The sequence below is a fragment of the Pseudoxanthomonas suwonensis genome (assembly GCF_000972865.1).
GTDB classification, from domain to species: Bacteria; Pseudomonadota; Gammaproteobacteria; order Xanthomonadales; family Xanthomonadaceae; genus Pseudoxanthomonas; species Pseudoxanthomonas suwonensis_B.
Window position 1 is genome coordinate 1,937,472 of sequence record NZ_CP011144.1, and the last position, 21,787, is coordinate 1,959,258.

Genomic DNA, 21,787 nt, shown 5'->3' on the forward strand with positions numbered 1-21,787 from the left:
GTCGCAGTGTTTCCGCCGCGCCGCCGGCTACTTGTTGCTGACGTACTTCTCGCGGCGGATCTGAGGCACCGGCAATCCATACCCCTTCAGCGCCTCGAAGCAGGCGTCGACCATGTCCGGGTTGCCGCACAGGTAGGCGATGTCGGTGGCCGGATCCGGGGCGAACTCGGCCAGCTGCTGCTGCACATAGCCGTGGCGCACGTCGGGGTGCGCCTGCGGCGAACCGGCCGCGGGCAGTTCGCGCGACAGGCACGGCACGTAGCGGAAGCGCGGGTGCGCGTCGGCGAAGGCGCGGAAGTCCTCCGCGTAGAGCAGTTCGCCCGGGGTGCGCGCGCCGGACAGCACCACCACCTCGGTCCCGCGTTCGGCCATCTGCTGCGCCAGCACCGGCAGCATCGAGCGGTACGGGGTCACGCCGGTGCCGGTGCCGATCAGCAGGTAGCGCCGGTTGTGGTCGCCGGGCATCAGGCAGAAGCGGCCGTAGGGGCCGCTGGCGTTGATCCGGTCGCCGAGCGCCAGGCCTTCGAACAGCGCGGTCGCCGCCCCGCCGGGCACGTGGCTGACCGCGATCTCCACCGCTTCGCCCGGTCCCATCGCGTGGTCGTGGATGGTCGCCAGCGAATAGCTGCGCCGCGCCGGGGTGCCGTCGGCGTAGTCGAAGTGGATCTGGATGAACTGGCCGGGGATGAAGTCCAGCGGCTGGCCGTCGTCGCGGGCGAGCACGTAGTGGCCGATGGTGGGCGCCAGCATGCGGCGGTCGACGAGGCGGAGCGGGAACTGGACGGGCACGATGGTCGTTTTCGCAACGGTCTGTAGCCGGGGCCGGGCCCGGCGGCGACCTATAATAGCCGCAGCCCAAGAACAGTCGCCGGCCCACGGCGCGAAGGCCTCCATGACTCCCCCCGGCGAGGCAGCGGTCCCCGCGCTGCGCGTGCGCGACCTGCGCAAGACCTACGAAAACGGCGTGCAGGCGCTGAAAGGCGTCTCGCTCGACGTCGCCCCCGGCGATTTCTTCGCCCTGCTCGGCCCCAACGGCGCCGGCAAGTCGACCCTGATCGGCATCGCCAGCTCGCTGGTGAACCTCACCGAGGGCTCGGTACAGGTGTTCGGCATCGACATGGTCGCCCACCGCAGCGATGCGATGCGCCTGATCGGGCTTGTGCCGCAGGAAATCAACTTCAACCTGTTCGAGCAGCCGTTCGACATCCTGGTCAACTACGCCGGCTTCTACGGGATCCCGCGCGAGGAAGCCGAAGCCATGGCCGAGGCCGAGTTGCGCCGCGCCTACCTGTGGGAGAAGGCGCGGGTGATGAGCCGCACCCTGTCCGGCGGCATGAAGCGGCGGCTGATGATCGCCCGGGCGATGATGACCCGGCCGCGCCTGCTGATCCTGGACGAGCCCACCGCCGGCGTGGACATCGAGATCCGCCGCGACATGTGGCGGGTGCTGCGCGAGATCAACGCCGCCGGCACCACCATCATCCTGACCACGCACTACCTCGAGGAAGCCGAGAGCCTGTGCCGCAACCTGGCGATCATCGACCACGGCGCGATCGTGGAGCAGGGGCCGATGCGCGCGCTGCTAGCCAAGCTGGACGTGGAGGGCTTCCTGTTCGACATCGACGGCCGCCTGCCGGCGCAGTTGCCGGTGATCGAGGGCACCACCCTGGCCGCCGTCGACGACCACACCCTGGACCTGGACATGCCGCGGGCGATGGACCTCAACCGGGTGTTCGCCGCGCTGGATGCGGCCGGTATCCGGGTGCGCTCGATGCGGACCAAGAGCAACCGGCTGGAGGAGTTGTTCGTGCGATTGACGGGTGACAAGGCACAGAAGGCGGCCTGACCACCGTCGTTCCCGCGAAGGCAGGAATGACGGCAAGAGCAACGGCAGCACGGCACAGCAACCGCAATAGCAACCGCAACAAAGCTTGCGAGACACGAATGAACCAGGCCACGACCACCCCCGCCGAACCCACCATCACCCAGCGCAACCTCGTCGCCCTCGGCACCATCGTGCGCCGCGAGGTACGCCGGATCCTGCGCATCTGGGGCCAGACCCTGGTGCCGCCAGCGATCACCATGACCCTGTACTTCCTGATCTTCGGCGGCCTGATCGGCTCGAAGATCGGTGACATGGGCGGCTTCAGCTACATGCAGTTCATCGTCCCCGGCCTGGTGATGATGAGCGTGATCCAGAACAGCTACGGCAACATCTCCTCCTCGTTCTTCGGCGCCAAGTTCGGCCGCCACGTCGAGGAGCTGCTGGTCAGCCCGATGCCGAACTGGGTGATCCTGTGGGGCTACGTGTCCGGCGCGGTGCTGCGCGGTCTGCTGGTCGGGGTGATCGTGCTGGGGATCGCCATGTTCTTCACCCCGGTGCGGATACCGCACCCGCTGGTGACGCTGAGCACGGTGCTGCTGGGCGCGACCATCTTCTCGCTGGCCGGTTTCGTCAACGCGGTCTACGCCAAGAAGTTCGACGACGTGGCGATCGTGCCGACCTTCATCCTGACCCCGCTGACCTACCTGGGCGGGGTGTTCTATTCGGTCACGCTGCTGCCGGGCTGGGCGCAGGCGCTGACCCACGCCAATCCGATCTTCTACATGGTCAACGCGTTCCGCTATGGCCTGCTCGGCACCTCCGACGTGCCGCTGTGGGTGGCCTACGCGCTGATGCTCGGCTTCGTCGCCGCGCTGTCGACGCTGTCGCTGTGGCTGCTGCGCCGCGGCGTGGGCCTGCGCAGCTGAGGCCGGCCATGCGCCTGCTCGTGCTCGGCGCCGGCGGCACCGGCGGCTATTTCGGCGGCCGGCTGGCGCAGTCGGGCGCGGACGTCACCTTTCTGGTCCGCCCCGCGCGCGCGGCGCTGCTGCGCGAGCGCGGCCTGCGCATCCGCAGCCCGCTGGGCGATGCCGACCTGGCGGTGGCCGCGGTCACCGCCGCGGAGCTGGCCGCACTGCCGCCGTTCGACCTGGTCCTGCTCAGTTGCAAGGCCTACGACCTGGGCAGCGCGATGGACGTCCTCGGCGCGACCGGTCCGGACACGGCCATCCTGCCGATCCTCAACGGCCTGCTCCACTACGAGGCACTGGATGTGCGCTTTGGCAGCGCACGCGTGCTCGGCGGGCTGTGCTTCATCAGCGCCACGCTCGGCGCCGATGGCGAGGTCCTGCACATGGGCCGGCCGGCCTCGATCACCTTCGGCCTGCGCGAGGGCAATGCCGACACCGGCGCGCTGGCGTCGCTGGCCGCGGCCTGCGCCCATGCGGGTGTGGACCACCTGGTCGCGCCCGACATCGCCCGTGCGCAATGGATCAAGTTCAGTTTCCTCGCCGCGCTGGCCGCGGGCACCTGCCTGATGCGCGGCAGCGTTGGCGCCATCGTCGCCACCGAGGGCGGCGCGGCGTTCATGGCCACGCTGCACGAGGAATGCCTGGCGGTGGCCGCCGCCGAAGGCCAGCCGGTGCCCGAAGACGAAGCGCGAAGCGCGCGCGACCAGCTGGTCCGTGCCAGCTCGCCGGTCACCGCCTCGATGCTGCGCGACCTGGAGGCCGGACGGCCGGTGGAGGCGTTGCAGATCGTCGGCGACATGGTCCACCGGGCGCATCGCGCCGGCCTGCCCGTGCCGTTGCTGGAGGCGGCATGGTCGCACCTGCAGGTGTACGAGGCGCAGCAGCAGCGCTGAGCGCTACTCGCAGATCGCGCCGTCCCCGTGCGGACGGCATTGTTCCGGGAAGCCGTGCTTTCGCCAGTAGTCGAGAATGCCGTTGTCGCGCAGGTACGCCTGGAAGGCCGGATCACGGCGCAGCCAGGCCAGGTCCTCGGTCCACAGCAGCAGGCTCCAGCTGGAGTAGCCCAGCGCACGCATCTCACCGAGCCGGCGGACGAGCTCGGCGCCATGCTCCGGCGCGTCGGGTGCGAGCAGGCGGATGAAGTCCAGCAGGCCGGTCTGCCGTTCGAACTCTGCGGTGGCGGCCAGCGCCTGCGGCCAGAGCGCGGGATCGATCAGGGCGCGCGAACCGGCGACGTAGCCGGGCTTGAGCAGGAGGTCGTAGGCGCCGGGAGAGCCGGTCGCGCCGATCTCGTCCTCGGCGATGCGCAGGGCCTCGGCATGGTCGCCGCGCCAGACCGCGTTGAACCAGCGCCCGTAGACATCGTTGGGCGAACGGTGATCCTCGAACTCCCTGTGCGCCAGCTCGTGCTCGCCGCGGGTGTCGAGCAGGCGGGCGAGGATGAAGTGCGGCCGGGCGTTGATCGGATCACGGGCGATGATCTCGCGCAGTTTCGCCTCGGCGCGGTCCAGGTACCCCAGTTCGGCCAGGGTGAAGGCGTATCCGTCGGCGAATTCCTGGTGCGATCCGACCGAGTCGGCCTTTTCCTGCAGTGCCAGGCAACGCTCCCATTCGTTTGCGTTGCACGCCGCCTCGCCCTGCACCATGTAGGGTTCGGGCAGGGACGGGTCCAGCTGCAGGGCGATGGCGGCCTCGTGCAGCGCCTCTTCGCGGAGCGTGGGCAGCGAGGCCAGGGACGGGCGACGCACGCTGCGCAGGTACAGCGCCAGGGCTAGGCTGGCGCGCGCACGCGCGTCGTCGGGCCGTTCGCGCAGCAGCGCGCGGAATTCGCTTTCCGCCACCTCGATCGATTGCTCGGGCGGCAGGTCGCGACGCTCGAGGAGCGTCCGTGCCGCCAGGTAGCGTTGCAGCCAGTCGACATCGCCGGTCTTCCCCTTGGTCGCGGCCAGGTTAAGGCTCAGCGCCAGGGAAGCGGCCACCGCCTCGGCGATCTCCTGCTGCAGCAGCAATACTTCCGATGCGTCGCGGTCGAAGTCCCTGGCCCACAGCGCGTCGCCGCTGTGCGCATCGACCAGGCGCAGGCGCACGCGCAGGCGCTGCCCGCTGCGTTGCAGGCTGCCTTCGAGCAGGTGGCTGATGCCGAGCCGCGCGATCAGCCGCGCCGGATCGCTGGACTCGGCAGCGGCCAGTGCCGTCGACGTGCGCGCGATCACGCGCAGGCCCTGGATCTGCGCCAGGCTGCCGATCAGTTCCTCGCTGAGGCCGTCGGCGATCACGCGACCGCTCTCGTCGTCGCCGATCGCCTTCAGCGGCATCACCACCAGCGTCGGGACGGCTGCCGGTTCTGCTGATCCGGCGGCGGTGGGCGCAGTCGCCGCGGTCGGTGCCTCGCGCGGCCACCAGCGCCAGCCGGCGAGGGCGAGCGCCACCAGCAGCAACAGCCAGAACGCTGCCTGCGCGGCCGTTCGTGGCATCGCCCGGTCGCTGGCGCGGCGGCGGGGCGGTCCGACCGCATCCGGCACGGGTTCGGCGGGGTGCGTGGTGGTCGGGCCGGGGGGCGGTGGCGCGGCTGCGGCCGGCAGGTCGAAGCGGTACCCGACGCCATGCAGCGTATGCAGCAGGCGCGGATGGTGGGCGTCCTCCCCCAGGGCCTGGCGCAGCAGGGTCATGATCCGGTTCAGCACCCCGGGGGTGACGTGGCGGTGGCCCCAGACCGCATCCAGGATCTCGTCGCGGGTGAATACCCGGCCCGGGGTGCCGGCCAGCAGCGCCAGCACCGCGAAGGCCTTGGGTTCCAGCGCCTGCTCGCTGCCGCCGCGCAACAGCCGGTGCCCGGCGAAATCGATCACCGTGTCTTCGAACTCGAGGCTGGGCGGTCCGGTTTGCGGCATGGCGGGCGGGGAGCGGGCGATGGCGGCACGCATGCAAACGCGCAAAGCCGCCGGGCGCGGCCCAAGCATTTCCCAAGCATTCCCCCAATGGCCTGTGCAGTCCCTGCCGATTGCCTGCGCGGCCCCTCAAGACCGGCGCGGATGCCGGCGGGAAGCTGGCGGCGCCGGGAACGACCCGGTTCCCACCCCAGGAGACCGCCATGAACACCCATGCCCGAATGATCGAAGCCGCGTTGCTGGCCGCCGTTGCGATGGCCTTCGCCCCGGCCCGGGCCGCCAGTCCGGACACCGCCCCGGCTGCGCCGCCGGAGGGCATCGTCATCGACTGCGACCGCCCCGTCCTGCCCAGCCAGAAGACGATCGGCGAACTGGCGGAGCAGCACAACTTCGGCCAGGTCTATGCCACCCGCCAGCGGGCGATGGTCGAAGTCCAACGCGCCTGTCTGCGCGAGGGCGTCAGCGCGGTGCTGCTGGTGGGTCCGAAGAAGCCGACCGTGACGGCGCAGGAACCGCACCAGATCGCGGCCAACCGGGCGCCTTCGAGGTGAACGACCCCGGTTCCGGCCCGGCCGGCGCTGCCGCCGGGCCGCACGGGATCAGCCGGGCAGGCCGAAGAATCCGGTCGCGGCCTTGGTCGTTGCCGCCGCGGTCGTCGCGATGTCCTCCCCGCGGTCGCGCGCCAGTTCCGCGACGATGTGCGGGAGGAACATCGGCTCGTTGCGCCGGTCCTTGGGCGTCGGCTTCAACGTGCGAGGCAGCAGGTAGGGCGCGTCGGTCTCCACCAGCAGCCGCTGGGCCGGGATGTGCTTGACCAGCTCGCGCAGGTGCGCGCCGCGGCGTTCGTCGCACAGCCAGCCGGTGATACCGATGTACCAGTCCTGGTCGAGGTAGTCGAACAGCTCCTCGCGGGTACCGGTGAAGCAGTGCACCACCGCCGGGCCGAGGCGGCCGTCGAAGTTGCGCATCATCGCCATGAAATCGTCGTGGGCGTCGCGCTGGTGCAGGAACAGCGGCTTGCCGACGCCGTCGACGGCCAGGTCCACGCCGATCTGCAGCTGGCGCTCGAAGGCCTTGCGCTGGGCTGGGCGCGGCGAGAAGTCGCGGAAGTAGTCCAGCCCGCACTCGCCCACCGCGACCACTTCCGGATGCGCGTGCAGGGCGCGCATCTCCGCGTCGCACTCGTCGGTGTATTCGCTGGCGTGGTGCGGGTGCACGCCGGCGGTGGCGTACAGGAAGCCCGGGTGCCGCTGTGCCAGCTGCAGCGCCAGCGGCGAATGCTCGCGGCTGGCGCCGGTGACCACCATCTGCACCACCCCGGCGGCGCGGGCGCGGGCCAGCACCGCGTCGCGGTCGCGGTCGAAGCTGTCGTGGGTGAGGTTGGCGCCGATGTCGACCAGGTGCATGCGAAAGGAAGCCGGTGGGGGCCGCCTATTGTGTAGGAGCCGGGTTCAGCCGGCGACACGGGAGTCGGGAGAACGGGGGCGTCGCCTGTGCCGACGTGGCGTGTCGCCGGCTGAAGCCGGCTCCTACAGAAGGCAACGGCGCCGCGGTTTTTCTGCAGGCGCCCGCCTTGCGGGCGGCACGGGTATCGGAACCACGAGGCAGTCGCATGTGTGACGTGGCGTGTCGCCGGCTGAACCCGGCTCCTGCAAGGGCGGGTGGCCCGTATCCTTGCGCGGATGGATTCCACCGCCTTCCCCATCGGCCCGCTGCTGCCGGCGATCCGCGACAGCCTCGCCGCGCATCCGCGGCTGGTGCTGGAAGCGCCGCCCGGCGCCGGCAAGACCACCCAGGTGCCGCTGGCCCTGCTCGATGCGCCATGGCTGGCCGGCCGCAGGATCGTGATGCTGGAACCGCGCCGGGTCGCGGCGCGCAGCGCGGCGATGTTCATGGCGCGCCAGCTCGGCGAGGAGGTCGGTGGCACGGTCGGCTACCGGATCCGCTTCGAGAACAAGGTCTCGGCACGGACCCGGATCGAGGTCGTCACCGAGGGCATCCTCACCCGGATGATCCAGGACGACCCCGAACTTGGAGGGAGCGGGCCGGACGGCATCGGCGCGCTGCTGTTCGACGAATTCCACGAGCGCCACCTGTCGGCCGACCTCGGCCTGGCCCTGGCCCTGGACGTGCAGGCGCAGTTGCGCGACGAGCTGCGCATCGTGGTCATGTCGGCCACCCTCGACGGCGAGCGGCTGGCGCGCTTCCTCGACGCGCCGCGCCTGTCCAGCGCGGGCCGCAGCTATCCGGTGCAGGTCGCGCACTTCCCGGCCCGGCGCGAGGAATCGATGGAGGCGCAGGCGCGGCGCGCGGTGGACCAGGCGCTGGCCGCGCATCCGGGCGATGTGCTGGTGTTCCTGCCGGGCCAGCGCGAGATCGCGCGGGTCGGCGCGGCGCTCGAAGCCGGCATGAGCCCCTCTCCCTACGGGAGAGGGATTGGCGAGAGGGTTGGGGTTGCCCGCGAGCCGAACGGGCGTCGCGAAACCCTGCCCTCATCCGCCCCTGCGGGGCACCTTCTACCCCGAGGGCACCCTGTCCCGGAGGGAGAAGGGATAGAGGTGCTCGCCCTGCACGGCGAGTTGCCGGTGGAACAGCAATCGCGCGTGCTGCAGCCGTCGCCCGACGGCCGTCGCCGCGTGGTGCTGGCCACCAACGTCGCCGAGTCCTCGGTGACCCTGCCCGGGGTGCGGGTGGTCGTCGACAGCGGCCTGGCCCGCGAGCCGCGCTTCGATCCCAACAGCGGCTTCTCGCGGCTGGACGCGGTGGCCATCTCGCAGGCCTCGGCCGACCAGCGCGCCGGCCGCGCCGGCCGCGTCGCCGAAGGCTGGGCCTGGCGGCTGTGGCCGGAATCGCAGCGGCTGGAGGCGCAACGGCGGCCGGAGATCGCCCAGGTCGAACTGGCCGGGCTGGCGCTGGAACTGGCCGCCTGGGGCAGCGACGCGCTGCGCTTCGTCGATCCGCCGCCGCCGGGCGCGTTGGCCGCCGCGCGCGAGCTGTTGCAGCGGCTGGGCGCGCTCGCCGCCGATGGCCGGATCACCGCCGCCGGCCGGCGCATGCTCGCGCTGGGCACGCATCCACGCCTGGCGGCGATGCTGCTGGCCGCGCGCAATCCGCGCGAACAGGCGCTGGCCGCCGACCTGGCCGCGCTGGTCGAAGCCCGCGACCCGCTGCGCAGCCGCAGCGACGCACTGGCCCAACGCTGGCGCGCGCTGGCCGCGTTCCGCGGCGGACGCCTGCCGCACGACGCCGGCCGTGCTGCGCTGGCCGCGATCGACGCGGCCGCCAGGCAGTGGCGCCGCCGCCTGCGCTGCGAGGCCGCGCCGCCGGCCGCGATCGAGGCGCATGAACTGGGCGACCTGCTCGCCCACGCATTCCCTGACCGGATTGCGGCGCGGCATCCGGCCGATCCGCTGCGCTATCAACTGGCCAACGGCCGCACCGCGCGGCTGTTCGATGACAGTGCGTTGCGCGGCGAGCCGTGGCTGGTCGCCAGCGAGCTGCGCTTCGAACCGCGCGGCGACGCGCTGCTGCTGCGCGCCGCGCCGGTGGACGAATCGCGGCTGCGCAGCGATTTCCCGGAGCGCTTCGTCGAACGCGAGGGCGTGGCGTGGGACGCGGACAAGCGCGCGCTGGTGGCGCGGCGCGAATCGCGCTTCGACCGGATCGTGCTCGACAGCCGTCCCGCCGGCCGGGTCGATCCGGCCCAGGCGGCGCAGGCGCTGACCGACGCGGTGCGCGAACTCGGCCTGGTCGCGCTGCCATGGAGCGAAGGCCTGCGCCAGTGGCAGGCGCGGGTGGTGTCGCTGCGGCAGTGGATGCCGGACCTGGGCCTGCCCGACGTATCCGACGCCGCGCTGGCCGCCAGCCTCGACGACTGGCTGCGCCCGGCCTTCGCCGGCAAGACCCGGCTCGATGCGCTGGCGGAGGAGGAACTGGGCGAAGCGCTGAAGTCGCCGCTGGACTGGGGCCAGCGCCAGCAGCTCGACCGGCTGGCGCCGGTGCGCATCAGCGTGCCCTCGGGCATGGAGCGGCGCATCGACTACGCGCTCGACCACGAGGGCATGGCGCAGCCGCCGGTGCTGGCGGTCAAGCTGCAGGAGCTGTTCGGCCTGGCCGACACCCCGCGGATCGCCGATGGCCGGGTCCCGCTGACCCTGCACCTGCTCTCGCCCGGCGGCCGGCCGTTGCAGGTGACCCAGGACCTGAAGGGCTTCTGGGACCGCACCTACCCGGAGGTGAGGAAGGAGATGAAGGGGCGGTATCCCCGTCACCCTTGGCCCGACGACCCCTGGAACGCCGTCGCCACCCATCGGGCCAAACCGCGGGGAACGTGATCCGTTTCCGCCCGTGGCGCCCGTGACGGCGGGCCGGACTCCGCTTTGCCGTCTGGCGCGGCCTGGCGGCCCCCGGAATGCCGTTGCCACGCATCGGGCCAAACCCCCGGGAACGCGAAAGCCCGCATCCGTCGTCCCGGCGCACGCCGGGACGACGGATAGGCGGCGACGCAGGGACCGGCTGGCCGACGACGGCATGAACCGCACCCCTGTTCCCCGCCACGGACGATGGCCCGCCACCGCCGTTGCTGACGTATCGTCCACATGCCGTCGCCGACACTGGCGGCGTTCCTTCCTCCGCGGATAGCCCCCATGAGCAAGCTGACCATCATTTCCGACCGTGCGCTGGAACTGGCCGAGCAGGCCGGCGCGGGACTCCGCCATGCCGGCGCCAGCCTGCGCGATGCCGGCATCGGCGCCGAGCACTGGATCAAGACCGGCGCCGCGCTCGGCGCGGCCAAAGCCGGGTTCAACGTCGCCCGCGGCACCGTGCGGCGCCATCCGGTGGCGGTGGCCACGGCCGCGGCGGTGGTCGGTGCGGGCGTGCTGGCCTACGTGCTGTACCGCAAGCGCCGCCAGCAGGCGCAGGACGCGCCGATCGAAGGCGAGGCGCGCCGCGTCGGCAGCCGCAACAACGGCAACGCCACCGCGCGCACGCGTGCGACCCGCACGCGCCGGACCTCGCCGACCGCCTGAGCGGCGCACATCCCATGTTCCCGCGACGGCACGACCGGGGCGCGTGCCCGGTCGTCCGTGCCGTGTGCCACTGCTTCTTGTAGGAGCCGGGTTCAGCCGGCGACCCGACGCCGTCGGCACAAGCGACGTCCTCGTGATCCCGACGCCCGTGTCGCCGACTGAAGTCAGCTCCTACAGAAGAGCGGCCGCGTCGTGGCAGTTGTAGGAGCCGGCTTCAGCCGGCGACCCGACGCCGTCGGCCCAGTCGACGCTCCTGTGATTCCGACGCCCGTGTCGCCGACTGAAGTCAGCTCCTACAGAAGAGCGGCCGCGTCGTGGCTGTTGTAGGAGCCGGGTTCAGCCGGCGACCCGACGCCGTCGGCACAGCCGACGCTCGCGTAGTCCCGACTCTCGTGTCGCCGGCAGGCCCGACTTCTGCAAGAAGACCGGATCGGCCGCGCATGTCGCGCAAGACTTCCGCCGCGACCGGATCCGGATTCGCCGGCCGGGTGTCGGTTACTCCAGCCGCCGCCACTGGCCAGGCGCGAGCCAACCGCCCGCCTCGCCCAGCGCATCCAGCCGATGCCGCCCCACCGCCACCCGTACCAGCCGCAGCGTCGGCAGCCCGACCGCGGCGGTCATACGCCGCACCTGGCGGTTGCGGCCCTCGCTGATGACCAGCTCCAGCCACGCGTCCAGCACGGTCTTGCGGTAGCGCACCGGCGGATCGCGTGGCCACAGTACCGGCGGCTGATCGAGCCGGCGCGCCTGCGCCGGCCGGGTCGGTCCGTCGTTGAGCGTGACGCCGCTGCGCAGCACGTCCAGCTGTTCCCCGCGCGGCTCGCCCTCCACCTGCACCCAGTAGGCCTTGGGCTGCTTGTGCCGCGGATCGGTCAGCCGGTGCGCGAGCGCGCCGTCGTCGGTCAGCAGCAGCAGGCCCTCGCTGTCATGGTCCAGGCGCCCGGCGGGATACACGTCCGGCGGCAGGCCGAAACCGGCCAGGGTCGGCCGCGGCGGGATGCTGCGGTCGGTGAACTGGCACAGCACGCCGTAGGGCTTGTTGAAGGCGACCAGCATCGCGGCGGACGCGGCCTCAGGCGGCGGGCAGGCCGTGTCCGCCGATCGGCCGGGTCTGCACGTGCGAATCGAAGCCGGCGATCAGCGGCATGGCCTTGGCGATCGCCTCGCGCACGGCGGGCAGTGCCAGCGAAGCGCGATGGCTGTCGGCGCTGTCCCAAACCTCGGTTATCCACAACGCGTCGGCGTCTTCGGGATCCTCGGCCACCACGTAGCTCAGGCAGCCGGGCATGGCGTTGATGCCCTGCAACAGGATCGCGGCCAGCGTGTCGCGTTGGCCGGGGTGGGCGCGGAACTTGCCGATCAGGCCGTGCATGGGAGTGGCTCCGTTCGTGGCGGGCAGGACCAGGACCGACGCGCCTGCCGCCAGCAACGAGATGAAACCGCGTCGGTCCATTGGGGGATACGGGTGCAGTGCGGTTGCCGGTAAAGAGCGGTCGCGGCGCGGTGACCACCGGGTCGCGCCTGCAGCGCGACCGCCCTCATCCGTATTTCATTACCGGTCGCCGGCCGCTTTCACGAAACGCAGCGTCATCCGGTCGCTCTCGCCGATCGCCTGGTACTTGGCGCGTTCGGCTTCGGGATGGTTGTTGGACGGCGGCAGGGTCCACACTCCGTTCGGGTGGTCCTTGGTGTCGCGCGGGTTGGCGTTGACCTCGCTGCTGCCGGCGAGCTGGAAGCCGGCCGCCTCGGCCAGCGCGATCACCTGCGCCTGGCCGACGTAGCCGGTCTTGTCGTCGGCCGGCACGTCGCCGTCGGCGCGGTGCTCGACCACGCCGAGCACGCCGCCGGGCTTGAGCACCTCGTAGAAGCCTTTGAACATGCCCTCGGCCTGGCCGGCGCCGCGCCAGTTGTGCACGTTGCGGAAGGTCACCACCAGGTCGGCCGAGTCCGGCGCGCCGAACGACGGGGCCTTCGGGTCGTAGGCGACCACCTCGGCCTTGTCGAACTGCGTCGGCGCGTCGGCGAACTTCTTCTCCAGGCCGTCCTTCGAGCGCTGCTGGTAGTCGCGGCCGCGGCCCTCGGCCACCGCCATCGGATCGACCACCGCGGCGACGTACTTGCCGTCCCCGCGCAGGTAGGGCGCCAGGATCTCCGCGTACCAGCCGCCGCCGGGGGTGATCTCCACCACGGTCATGTCCGGCTTGATGCCGAAGAAGGCCAGGGTCTGGCCCGGATGGCGGTACGTGTCGCGCGCGGTGTTGGCCGGATCGCGCCAGGCGCCGTCGAGCGCGGCCTGCAGCGCGGCATCGGGTGCGGGCAGCGTGGCGCTGTCGGCCGGCTTGACCGCCTGCGCGATCGGCGCGGCGGCGGCGAGGGCCAGGGCAAGCACGCAGGCGCGGGAAATCGGATTGCGGATCATGGCGGGATCTCCTCGAACGAAGGTGGCGCGAGCCTAGCATGCGCCCCGCATCAGCCTGCGTGTAGGAGCCGGGTTCAGCCGGCGACACACCACGTCGGAATCACCAGGACATTGCCTGTGCCGACGTGGCGTGTCGCCGGCATGACCACGTTTCTGCAACGGAGGCGATCAGGCCAGCTTGAGCGCTTCCGGATACGGCGGCGTGTCCGGCCAGTCGCCGCTGCGCAGCTGCGCCTGCAGCTGCCACCACCACTGCGGCCGAAACAGCTGCCCGTGCACGGTCTTCAGCGCGGCCGCCAGCGGCGCCGGCAGGCCCATGAACATCGGGAAGCGCTCGGGAAAGACGTCGCCCGGGGCGACGTGGAACCACGGCTCGCCGGCGACCTGCTCCTCGTAGGTCGTCGCCTGCGGCCACTCGCGGAAGTGCAGCTCGCCGACCGCGCGGATCTCGTCGTAGTCGTAGAACACCACCCGGCGATGGCGGGAGACGCCGAAGTTCTTCAGCAGCATGTCGCCCGGGAAGATATCGTTGCGGGCCAGGTCGACGATCGCCTGGCCGTAGTCCAGCGCGGCTTCGCGCACGGCTTCGCCGGCCTGCTCGCGCAGGTACAGGTCCAGTGGCCGCAGACGGCGCTGCACATAGCAAAGCTTGACCACGATGTCCTCGCCGTCCTCGTCCAGGCTGGCGGCGCAGCTGTCGCGCAACTCGGCCAGCAGCGCCGGGTCGAAGCGCGCGCGCGGGAAGCGCAGGTGGCGGAACGACTGCGCGTCGAGCAGGCGGCCGATCCTGTCCAGGTGGAACACGCGCTCGTACTGCGCTTCCACCTCCTCGCGGGTGACGGTCTTGGGCCAGGCGAAGCGGTCGCGGATCACCTTGAACACCAGCGGCTGGCCCGGCAGGGTGAACACCGCCATGACCATGCCCGGCGTGCCCTCGGCGCGCACCAGCCGCTCGGCCGGATGTGCCTGGAAGTAGCGGAAGAAGCTGCGGTAGCGCTCGGTCTTGCCCTGCTTGGCGCGGCCGAGCACGGTGTACAGCTCGTCCACCGGCTTGTTCGGCAGCAGCGTACGCAGGAACACCACCGCGTCGCCCACCGTCGGCAGGTCGGCCTGGAAGTAGCTGCGCGAGACGCCAAACAGCTGGGTCACGTCGGCGCGCCGGGTCAGCACCGCCTCGGCGCGGATCCCGTCCTCGCCGTTGACCAGCGCGATCACGCACGGCGAGAAGCGGTGCTCGCCGAACACCCGGCCGACCAGATAGGCGCGGCGCTCTCGGTAGAACACCGTGTCCAACAACTCGATGCCGCGCACCGGATTGCCGCCCCAGTGCGCCAGGTCGTCCTGCAGGCGCACGGCGATCGCGGCCGCGCAGCGGGTGCGGTGCGCGTAAGGCGCGTCGAAGCGGTAGTTCTCCAGTACCCGCATGAACGCTTCGGTCGGCCGCGTCTCCGACACCGCGTAGCTGTGCCGCGCCACCGGCCGGGTGATCGCGTCGGTCGGCTCCACGTCCAGGGCCAGGAACTCGATTGCCGGGTCGACGCCGCGGGTGCGGAAGAAGCGCCGGGTCAGGGTGTTGTAAAAGGTCTTGTACAGCTCGACGTCGATCAGCCCGTCGGTCAGCGCGGCATACGCGGCGCGCACTGCGCCCCACAGCGTGCGGTCGTGCGCCTGGCCCGACAGCAGCGCGGCCAGGCGGCGGCCGCATTCGTCGATGCAGGCGTCGTACAGGTCCAGGCGCTCGGCCGCGTCCTCGCGCGCCCCGGCCCAGTCGCGGGCCTCGAAGCGCCGCTGCGCGCGCCGGCTGATCGCGGCGAAGCGCGCGTGGTAGTCGTCGAAGGCGTCGCGGATCTGCTCGGCGATGGCGTCGGCATGGGCCATGGCCGCGATCTTAACCAGCGGTCCGGCGCGCGGCGATCGGGCTTTGGTGCGATATCCGGTCGATACGGCCAAGTCCCTCTGCCCACGTCGTCCCGGCGGAAGCCGGGACCCAGTGACTTTGCTCTGCGAAGGCGCACCGGTTGAGCGAAAGACACTGGATCCGGCTTGACCAGCATTCGGCTGTGATGAAGTGCTTCGCCGGGACGACGGGAAGGCGATCGTTGCGCCAACTGCGCGCCGTCAGAGCACGTCCAGCGTCTTGACCCAGATGTAGCGGCCGGCCGGACCGCGATCGACTTCGCCCATCAGCCGCACTTGGGTCTCCGGTCCGACCTTGCGCCCGCCCCAGACGCCGGAGCTGATCTCCACGCGGATCTCGCCGGTGTCGTCGCGGAAGGTGAAGTAGTCGCTGCGCTGGTGGTTGACGATGTGGCCGGTCAGGGTCACGTAGCTGCCCAGGCGCACGTCGCGCGCTTCGGCCACCGTGGAGGGGCGCCCGCTCGCGCTGGGGCCGGTGAACTGGGCCATGGCGGCGGAGGCGAGCAGGGTCGAGAGGCACAACACGAGCACGGCGAGCGTCTTCTTCATGGCGTATCCCCTTGTTGGCTGGTCTAGGAGGCCGGAACCCGCGCAAAACCGGAAGACCGGTGCCTGCGATTATGCCGGCCGGCCCGGCGGGGCCCTGAATACGGGGTTGGCGTACTGGCGCGCGGTATTCCTGCCGTCGTCCCGGCGAAGCGCTTCATCACAGCCGAATGGCTGGTCACGCCGGGACCCAGTGTCTTTCGCTTCGAGGTCTGAAGTCGCGCAAAGGCACAAGTCGCTGGGTCCCGGCGTCCGCCAGGACGACGGCGGAAAGGACGACGCCCGGCACGTGGCCGGGCGTCGCGGATCGATCGGGTCGGCGGATTCGGCTTACAGCGTCGCCAACGCCTCGTTGAACGTCGGCGACGGCCGCATCGCCGGGCCGGCCTTGGCCAGGTCCGGGTGGTAGTAGCCGCCGATCTCCACCGGCTTGCCCTGCGCGCCGTTGAGCTCACCGACGATCTTCGCCTCGTTCTCCGACAGCGCCCGGGCCAGCGGCGCGAACCTGGCCTTCAGGCCCGCGTCGCGGTCCTGCGCGGCCAGCGCCTGTGCCCAGTACAGGGCCAGGTAGAAGTGGCTGCCGCGGTTGTCCAGTTCGCCGACCTTGCGCGCCGGCGAGCGGTTGTTGTCCAGGATCAGGCCGTTGGCCTGGTCCAGCGCGGCGGCCAGCACCGCGGCGCTGGCATTGCCGGTCTGCTCGGCCAGGTGCTCCAGCGAGGCGGCCAGGGCCAGGAACTCGCCCAGCGAATCCCAGCGCAGGTAGTCCTCCTCGAGGAACTGCTGCACGTGCTTGGGTGCCGAGCCGCCGGCGCCGGTCTCGAACAGGCCGCCGCCGGCCATCAGCGGCACGATCGACAGCATCTTGGCGCTGGTGCCCAGCTCCAAGATCGGGAACAGGTCGGTCAGGTAGTCGCGCAGCACGTTGCCGGTCACCGAGATGGTGTCCTTGCCCTGGCGGATGCGCTCCAGCGAGAACTTGGTCGCCTCCACCGGCGCCAGGATGCGGATATCGAGGCCGCTGGTGTCGTGGTCCTTGAGGTACGTCTCGACCTTGGCGATCACCTGGCGGTCGTGCGCGCGCGCGCTGTCCAGCCAGAACACTGCCGGAGTGCCGCTCAGGCGCGCGCGGGTGACGGCCAGCTTGACCCAGTCCTGGATCGGCGCGTCCTTGGTCTGGCACATGCGCCAGATGTCGCCCGCTTCGACCGGATGCTCGAACACCACGCCGCCGGCGTCGTCGGTCACGCGCACGGTGCCGTCGGCCGGGATGCGGAAGGTCTTGTCGTGGCTGCCGTATTCCTCGGCCTTCTGCGCCATCAGGCCCACGTTGGGCACGCTGCCCATGGTGGTCGGGTCGAACGCGCCGTGCGCCTTGCAGTCCTCGATAACCGCCTGGTACACGCCGGCGTAGCAGCGGTCCGGGATCACCGCCTTGGTGTCCTGCAGCTTGCCGTCGGCGTTCCACATGCGGCCGGAGTCGCGGATCATCGCCGGCATCGAGGCGTCGACGATCACGTCGCTGGGCACGTGCAGGTTGGTGATGCCCTTGTCCGAATTGACCATCGCCACCGCCGGGCCGGCCGCGTACACGGCCTCCACGTCGGCCTTGATCGCGGCCTGCCGGTCTTCCGGCAGCGAGGCGATGCGCGCGTACAGGTCGCCGATGCCGTTGTCGGGCGAGAAGCCGACCGACTTCAACACCTCGGCGTGCCTGGTCAGCGCATCCTTGTAGAACTCCGACACGACCACGCCGAACATGATCGGATCGGAGACCTTCATCATGGTCGCCTTCAGGTGCAGCGAGAACAGCACGCCCTGCGCCTTCGCCTCGGCGATCTGCGCGGCGACGAACGCGGCCAGCGCCTTGCGGCTCAGGGTCGCCGCGTCGACGATCTCGCCGGCCTTGACCGCGGTCTTCTCCTTCAGCACCACGGTCCGGCCGTCGGCCTGGACCAGCTCGATCTTCAGGCTGCCGGCCTGGTCGACGGTGGCCGACTGCTCGCTGCCGTAGAAGTCGCCGGCGTCCATGTGCGCCACGTGCGACCCGGAGTCCTTGCCCCACGGGCCCATGCGGTGCGGGTGCTTGCGCGCGAAGTTCTTGACCGAGGCCGGCGCGCGGCGGTCGGAATTGCCCTCGCGCAGCACCGGGTTGACCGCGCTGCCCTTGGTCCGGTCGTAGCGGGCCTGGATGTCCTTTTCCTTCTCGTCCCTGGGCGCGTCCGGGTAGTCCGGCAGCGGGTAGCCCTGGGCCTGCAGTTCCTTGATCGCGGCCTTCAGCTGCGGCACCGAGGCGCTGATGTTGGGCAGCTTGATGATGTTGGCTTCCGGCTGGGTCGCCAGTTCGCCCAGCTCGGCCAGGTGGTCGCCGATCTTCTGCGCATCGCCCAGGTAGTCCGGGAACTGGGCCAGGATGCGCCCGGCCAGCGAGATGTCGCGGGTCTCCACGGCGATCCCGGCGGTGCCGGCGAAAGCCTGGACGATCGGCAGCAGCGACTGGGTCGCCAGGAACGGGGCTTCGTCGGTGAGCGTGTAGATGATCTTCGGCGTGTTCGACATGGTCTGCGGGGGCTCTCTTGCGGAATCGAAGGACGGAGGCGAGTTGCCGGACGGGAGGGCAGGCGCGGGGCGCGGGCGGTCCGGGCAGCGAAACCCCCGTATTGTCGCGTGTTTTGCCAGCCGGCGCCCGCTGCGGTGCGGGCGGTGGGCCGTGCTGGGCGGTATGGCGCGGGACTGTCCCGGACAGCGCGGTGCCCCAGCGCCCGCCGATCCGGCGCGTCCACCTTTTGCACCGTCATCCCCGCGAAGGCGGGGATGACGGGATGGGGGCGTGCGGCGTGTACGGCAACCAGCCGCGCCACCCCCAAAGCCGCGCCGGCCTTCAGGCCCTCACCCGTACAATTGCCCGATGAACACTCCCAACCCCACCGTCCGGCTGAAGAACGCCTGGCGTTCCAGCCATCCCTGGATCTTCCAGAAACTGGTCGACAAGCCCGCGCAGAAGCCGCGCCCGGGCGAGATCGTCGACGCGTTCGACGTCGACGGCCAGTTCATCGGCCGCGGTTTCTACAACGGCCACTCGCGCATCGCCCTGCGCATCCTGGAGACCGATCCGGCGGTGGCGGTCGACGCGGACTGGTTCGCGCGCAAGATCGGCACCGCGGTCGCGCTGCGCCGCGAGGTGCTGAAGCTGGACGACGTCTCCAACGCCTGGCGCGTGGTCCACGCCGAGGGCGACGGCCTGTCCGGGCTGGTGGTGGACCGCTACGCCGACCTGCTGGTGGTCGAGTTCTTCAGCGCCGGCATGTACCGCCACCGCGAGTGGGTGTACGCGGCGCTGCGCGGGTACTTCCCCGGCGCGCGCATCTACAGTTTCGCCGACGAGCACGTGCAGAAGCAGGAGAGCTTCGACTACCGCCCGGTCTACAGCGGCGGTGGCACGCCCGAGCCGGCGGTGATCACCGAGCATGGCATCCGCTTCCGCGCCGATCCGGCCGGGGCGCACAAGACCGGCTTCTTCGCCGACCAGCGCGAGAACCGGCAGTGGTTCTCGCAACAGATCGCCGGCAAGCGGGTGCTCGACCTGTGCTGCAACACGGGCGGCTTCGCCGTGTACGCCGCGGCGCGCGGCGCGGCCGAGGTCACCGGCATCGACATTGATGCCGACGTGATCGAGATCGCCAAGGGCAACGCGAAGCTCAATGGCGTGAAACCGAAGTTCGTGCAGGCCGACATCTTCCCGTGGCTGCGCGACGCCGCCAACCGCGGCGAACGCTACGACGCGGTGATCCTCGACCCGGCCAAGATGACCCGCGACCGCGACCAGGTCATCACCGCGCTGAAGAAGTACCTGGACATGAACAAGCTGGCGCTGGGCGTGGTCGAGCCCGGCGGGCTGTTCGCCACGTTCTCCTGCACCGGACTGGTGGCCGAGGACCAGTTCCTGGACATGCTGCGCCGCGCCGCGTTCTACGCCGGACGCACGGTGCAGGTGCTGAAGGTGGCCGGCGCCGGCGCCGACCACCCGTTCCTGGCCAACGTGCCCGAGTCGCGCTACCTGAAGGCGGTGTTCTGCCGGGTGCTGGACTGAGCCGGGCCCGGCGCTGCCGGGCCGCGGTCAGTAACCGTGCTCGCTCAGCGTGGCCCGCACCTGCTCGTGGCGGGCCTGCAGCTGCGCCGAAGGCGCCTTGCCGAGCAGGCTGACCACCACGATCACCACGCTGGCGGCGATGAAGCCCGGCACGATCTCGTACAGCGCGCTGCCGGTGTGCTTCCACAGCACCACCGTCAGCGCGCCGACGACCACGCCGGCCAGCGCGCCGTTGCGGGTCATGCGCTTCCAGAACACCGACAGCAGCACGACCGGCCCGAACGCCGCGCCGAACCCCGCCCAGGCGTAGGCCACCAGGCCGAGCACGCGGCTTTCCGGATCGCGCGCGATCCAGATCGCCAGCAGCGCCACGGCCAGCACCATCGAGCGGCCGAACCACACCAGCTCGCGATGCGAGGCCTTCGGCCGCAGCAGGCCGCGGTAGAAGTCCTCGGTCAGCGCGCTCGAGCACACCAGCAGCTGCGCCGACAGCGTGCTCATGATCGCGGCCAGGATCGCCGACAGCAGCACGCCGGCGATCCACGGGTTGAACAGCAGCTCCGACAGCGCGATGAACACGCGCTCGGGATTGGCATTCACCGGGCCGGCGACCTCCGGGTGGGCGGCGAACCAGGCGATGCCGAAGAAGCCGGTCGCCACCGCGCCGGCCAGGCATAGGATCATCCAGGTCATCGCGATCCGGCGCGCGCGCGGGATCGTGGCCAGGCTGTCGGCGGCCATGAACCGCGCCAGGATGTGCGGCTGGCCGAAGTAGCCCAGCCCCCAGGCCAGGGCCGACACCACGGCGATGGCGCCGCCGGCGCCGATCCACTGCAGCCGCGACGGGTCGACCTGTTCGATCAGCACCAGCGCCTGCGCCGGGCCGCCGGCGCCGAGGATCGTGAACACCGGCACCAGCAGCAGCGCGAAGATCATCAGCGTGGCCTGGATGGTGTCGGTCCAGCTCACCGCCAGGAAGCCGCCGACGAACGTATAGACGATCGTCACCGCCGCGCCCCAGAACATCGCTTGCCCGTACGGGATCCCGAGCAGGCTTTCGAACAGCCGCGCGCCGGCGACGACGCCCGAGGCGCAGTAGATGGTGAAGAACACCAGGATCACCAGCGCCGAGAGGATCCGCAGCAGGCGGCTGCCATCCTCGAAGCGGTGGGTGAAGTAGTCCGGCAGGGTCAGCGCGTTGTGGGTGCGCTCGGTGTAGACGCGCAGCGGCCCGGCGACCCAGCGCCAGTTGCACCAGGCGCCGATGATCAGGCCGACCGCGATCCAGGCCTCCGATGCGCCGGTCAGGTACAGCGCGCCCGGCAGGCCCATCATCAGCCAGCCGCTCATGTCCGAGGCGCCGGCGGCCAGCGCGGTGACGTAGCTGCCCAGCGAGCGCCCGCCGAGGATGTAGTCGTCGAAGGTGCGGGTCCGGCGCCAGGCCATGAAGCCGATGCCGATCATGAGCAGGAGGTAGGCGGCGAAGGTAACGAGCAGCGGCGTGCTGGCGGTCATCGTGGTCCTGGTCGGGGCTGGAGGGCTGCAGGCCGGTCAGCCGGCCGGCCGGCAGGTGCGTGGCACGTGCCGCGGCGGCGATCTCCGGCCGGCGCAGCCTAAGCGCCGCCGCCCGCGCCTGCAATCCGCCGCACCGCCAGCGCCGCCGCAACGCCGCGCGCGCGCAGGCCGGGAGGACGGCATCGCGCGTACGCCGCGCGGGTCATACGCGGCCGTGGCGGCGGCCGTGCAGCAGGTAGTCGCGCAGCGCCACCGCGTTGTTGTGCTCCTCGTCGCGGGCGCCGTAGAGCAGGGTCACCGGGCCGCGATCCAGGTACGGGCGCAGCTGGGCCAGGGCTTCCGGGTTGGCTTCCAGCTCGTCGAAATAGCGTTCGCGGAAGTCGTCCCAGCGCGCCGGGTCGTGGCCGAACCACTTGCGCAGCGCGGTGCTGGGAGCCAGCGCCTTGAGCCAGGACTCGGCCCGCAGGTCGTCCCTGGAGACGCCGCGCGGCCACAGGCCGTCGACCAGCAGGCGTTGGCCGTCCGACGGCGCCGCATCCTCGTAGGCGCGCTTGAGGTGGATGGGGTGGCGGGCGGCGCGGGCCATGGCGGG

The 21,787-nt window shown here is 71.1% G+C and carries 18 protein-coding genes; 7 read left to right on the top strand and 11 right to left on the bottom strand.

Annotated elements, in window-relative coordinates; translation table 11 throughout:
- Nucleotides 1-27: 27 nt before the first annotated feature.
- Nucleotides 28-750 (bottom strand): ferredoxin--NADP reductase, encoded by a 723-nt coding sequence (locus tag WQ53_RS08100; protein WP_052631700.1) that lies wholly within the window; start codon nt 748-750, stop codon nt 28-30.
- 142 nt (nt 751-892) lie between these two features.
- On the opposite strand from WQ53_RS08100, the gene WQ53_RS08105 reads away from it, so the two are divergent.
- The 3 genes from WQ53_RS08105 to panE all read left to right on the top strand — a co-directional run bounded on the left by WQ53_RS08105 (nt 893) and on the right by panE (nt 3,686).
- The gene (locus WQ53_RS08105; RefSeq protein WP_052631701.1) at nt 893-1,846 is read left to right on the top strand and encodes an ABC transporter ATP-binding protein; all 954 of its coding nucleotides are present in this window, start codon (nt 893-895) and stop codon (nt 1,844-1,846) included.
- Between the two features lie 98 nt (nt 1,847-1,944).
- Nucleotides 1,945-2,751, top strand: coding sequence for an ABC transporter permease (locus tag WQ53_RS08110; RefSeq protein WP_052631702.1), 807 nt, complete (start codon nt 1,945-1,947; stop codon nt 2,749-2,751).
- Between the two features lie 8 nt (nt 2,752-2,759).
- The gene (gene panE, locus WQ53_RS08115; RefSeq protein WP_052631703.1) at nt 2,760-3,686 is read left to right on the top strand and encodes a 2-dehydropantoate 2-reductase; all 927 of its coding nucleotides are present in this window, start codon (nt 2,760-2,762) and stop codon (nt 3,684-3,686) included.
- Between the two features lie 3 nt (nt 3,687-3,689).
- Here panE and WQ53_RS08120 read toward each other — a convergent pair whose 3' ends face one another.
- Nucleotides 3,690-5,684, bottom strand: coding sequence for a winged helix-turn-helix domain-containing protein (locus WQ53_RS08120; RefSeq protein WP_158497824.1), 1,995 nt, complete (start codon nt 5,682-5,684; stop codon nt 3,690-3,692).
- Nucleotides 5,685-5,884: 200 nt separating this feature from the next.
- Here WQ53_RS08120 and WQ53_RS08125 point away from each other — a divergent pair, with 200 nt between their 5' ends.
- Nucleotides 5,885-6,232, top strand: coding sequence for a hypothetical protein (locus tag WQ53_RS08125; protein WP_144409269.1), 348 nt, complete (start codon nt 5,885-5,887; stop codon nt 6,230-6,232).
- A gap of 48 nt (nt 6,233-6,280) precedes the next feature.
- Here the strand turns inward: WQ53_RS08125 and WQ53_RS08130 are convergent, their stop codons facing one another.
- Entirely contained in the window at nt 6,281-7,087 is an 807-nt protein-coding gene (locus WQ53_RS08130) for a TatD family hydrolase (protein ID WP_052631706.1), read from the bottom strand.
- A gap of 276 nt (nt 7,088-7,363) precedes the next feature.
- Here WQ53_RS08130 and hrpB point away from each other — a divergent pair, with 276 nt between their 5' ends.
- On the top strand, nt 7,364-10,015 hold the full coding sequence (gene hrpB, locus WQ53_RS08135; RefSeq protein WP_236685931.1) for an ATP-dependent helicase HrpB: 2,652 nt from the start codon (nt 7,364-7,366) through the stop codon (nt 10,013-10,015).
- Nucleotides 10,016-10,327: 312 nt separating this feature from the next.
- Entirely contained in the window at nt 10,328-10,711 is a 384-nt protein-coding gene (locus WQ53_RS08140; protein WP_052631707.1) for a hypothetical protein, read from the top strand.
- 495 nt (nt 10,712-11,206) lie between these two features.
- Here the strand turns inward: WQ53_RS08140 and WQ53_RS08145 are convergent, their stop codons facing one another.
- From WQ53_RS08145 to WQ53_RS08170, 6 genes are all read right to left on the bottom strand, one after another.
- A complete protein-coding gene (locus WQ53_RS08145; protein WP_052631708.1) occupies nt 11,207-11,767 on the bottom strand; it encodes a pseudouridine synthase in 561 nt (186 codons plus the stop codon).
- A gap of 16 nt (nt 11,768-11,783) precedes the next feature.
- Nucleotides 11,784-12,083 (bottom strand): putative quinol monooxygenase, encoded by a 300-nt coding sequence (locus WQ53_RS08150; RefSeq protein ID WP_052633995.1) that lies wholly within the window; start codon nt 12,081-12,083, stop codon nt 11,784-11,786.
- 180 nt (nt 12,084-12,263) lie between these two features.
- Nucleotides 12,264-13,130, bottom strand: coding sequence for a class I SAM-dependent methyltransferase (locus tag WQ53_RS08155; protein ID WP_052631709.1), 867 nt, complete (start codon nt 13,128-13,130; stop codon nt 12,264-12,266).
- Nucleotides 13,131-13,298: 168 nt separating this feature from the next.
- Entirely contained in the window at nt 13,299-15,008 is a 1,710-nt protein-coding gene (gene aceK / locus WQ53_RS08160; protein ID WP_052631710.1) for a bifunctional isocitrate dehydrogenase kinase/phosphatase, read from the bottom strand.
- Between the two features lie 240 nt (nt 15,009-15,248).
- Entirely contained in the window at nt 15,249-15,596 is a 348-nt protein-coding gene (locus tag WQ53_RS08165) for a YgiW/YdeI family stress tolerance OB fold protein (protein ID WP_052631711.1), read from the bottom strand.
- A 327-nt stretch (nt 15,597-15,923) separates the two neighbouring features.
- Nucleotides 15,924-18,149, bottom strand: coding sequence for an NADP-dependent isocitrate dehydrogenase (locus tag WQ53_RS08170; protein WP_052631712.1), 2,226 nt, complete (start codon nt 18,147-18,149; stop codon nt 15,924-15,926).
- Between the two features lie 349 nt (nt 18,150-18,498).
- On the opposite strand from WQ53_RS08170, the gene WQ53_RS08175 reads away from it, so the two are divergent.
- Nucleotides 18,499-19,680, top strand: a complete 1,182-nt coding sequence (locus tag WQ53_RS08175; RefSeq protein WP_052631713.1) for a class I SAM-dependent rRNA methyltransferase — start codon at nt 18,499-18,501, stop codon at nt 19,678-19,680.
- Between the two features lie 27 nt (nt 19,681-19,707).
- Here WQ53_RS08175 and putP read toward each other — a convergent pair whose 3' ends face one another.
- On the bottom strand, nt 19,708-21,195 hold the full coding sequence (putP, locus tag WQ53_RS08180) for a sodium/proline symporter PutP (protein ID WP_052631714.1): 1,488 nt from the start codon (nt 21,193-21,195) through the stop codon (nt 19,708-19,710).
- 202 nt (nt 21,196-21,397) lie between these two features.
- A complete protein-coding gene (locus WQ53_RS08185; RefSeq protein WP_052631715.1) occupies nt 21,398-21,781 on the bottom strand; it encodes a DUF488 domain-containing protein in 384 nt (127 codons plus the stop codon).
- Nucleotides 21,782-21,787 lie beyond the last annotated feature (6 nt).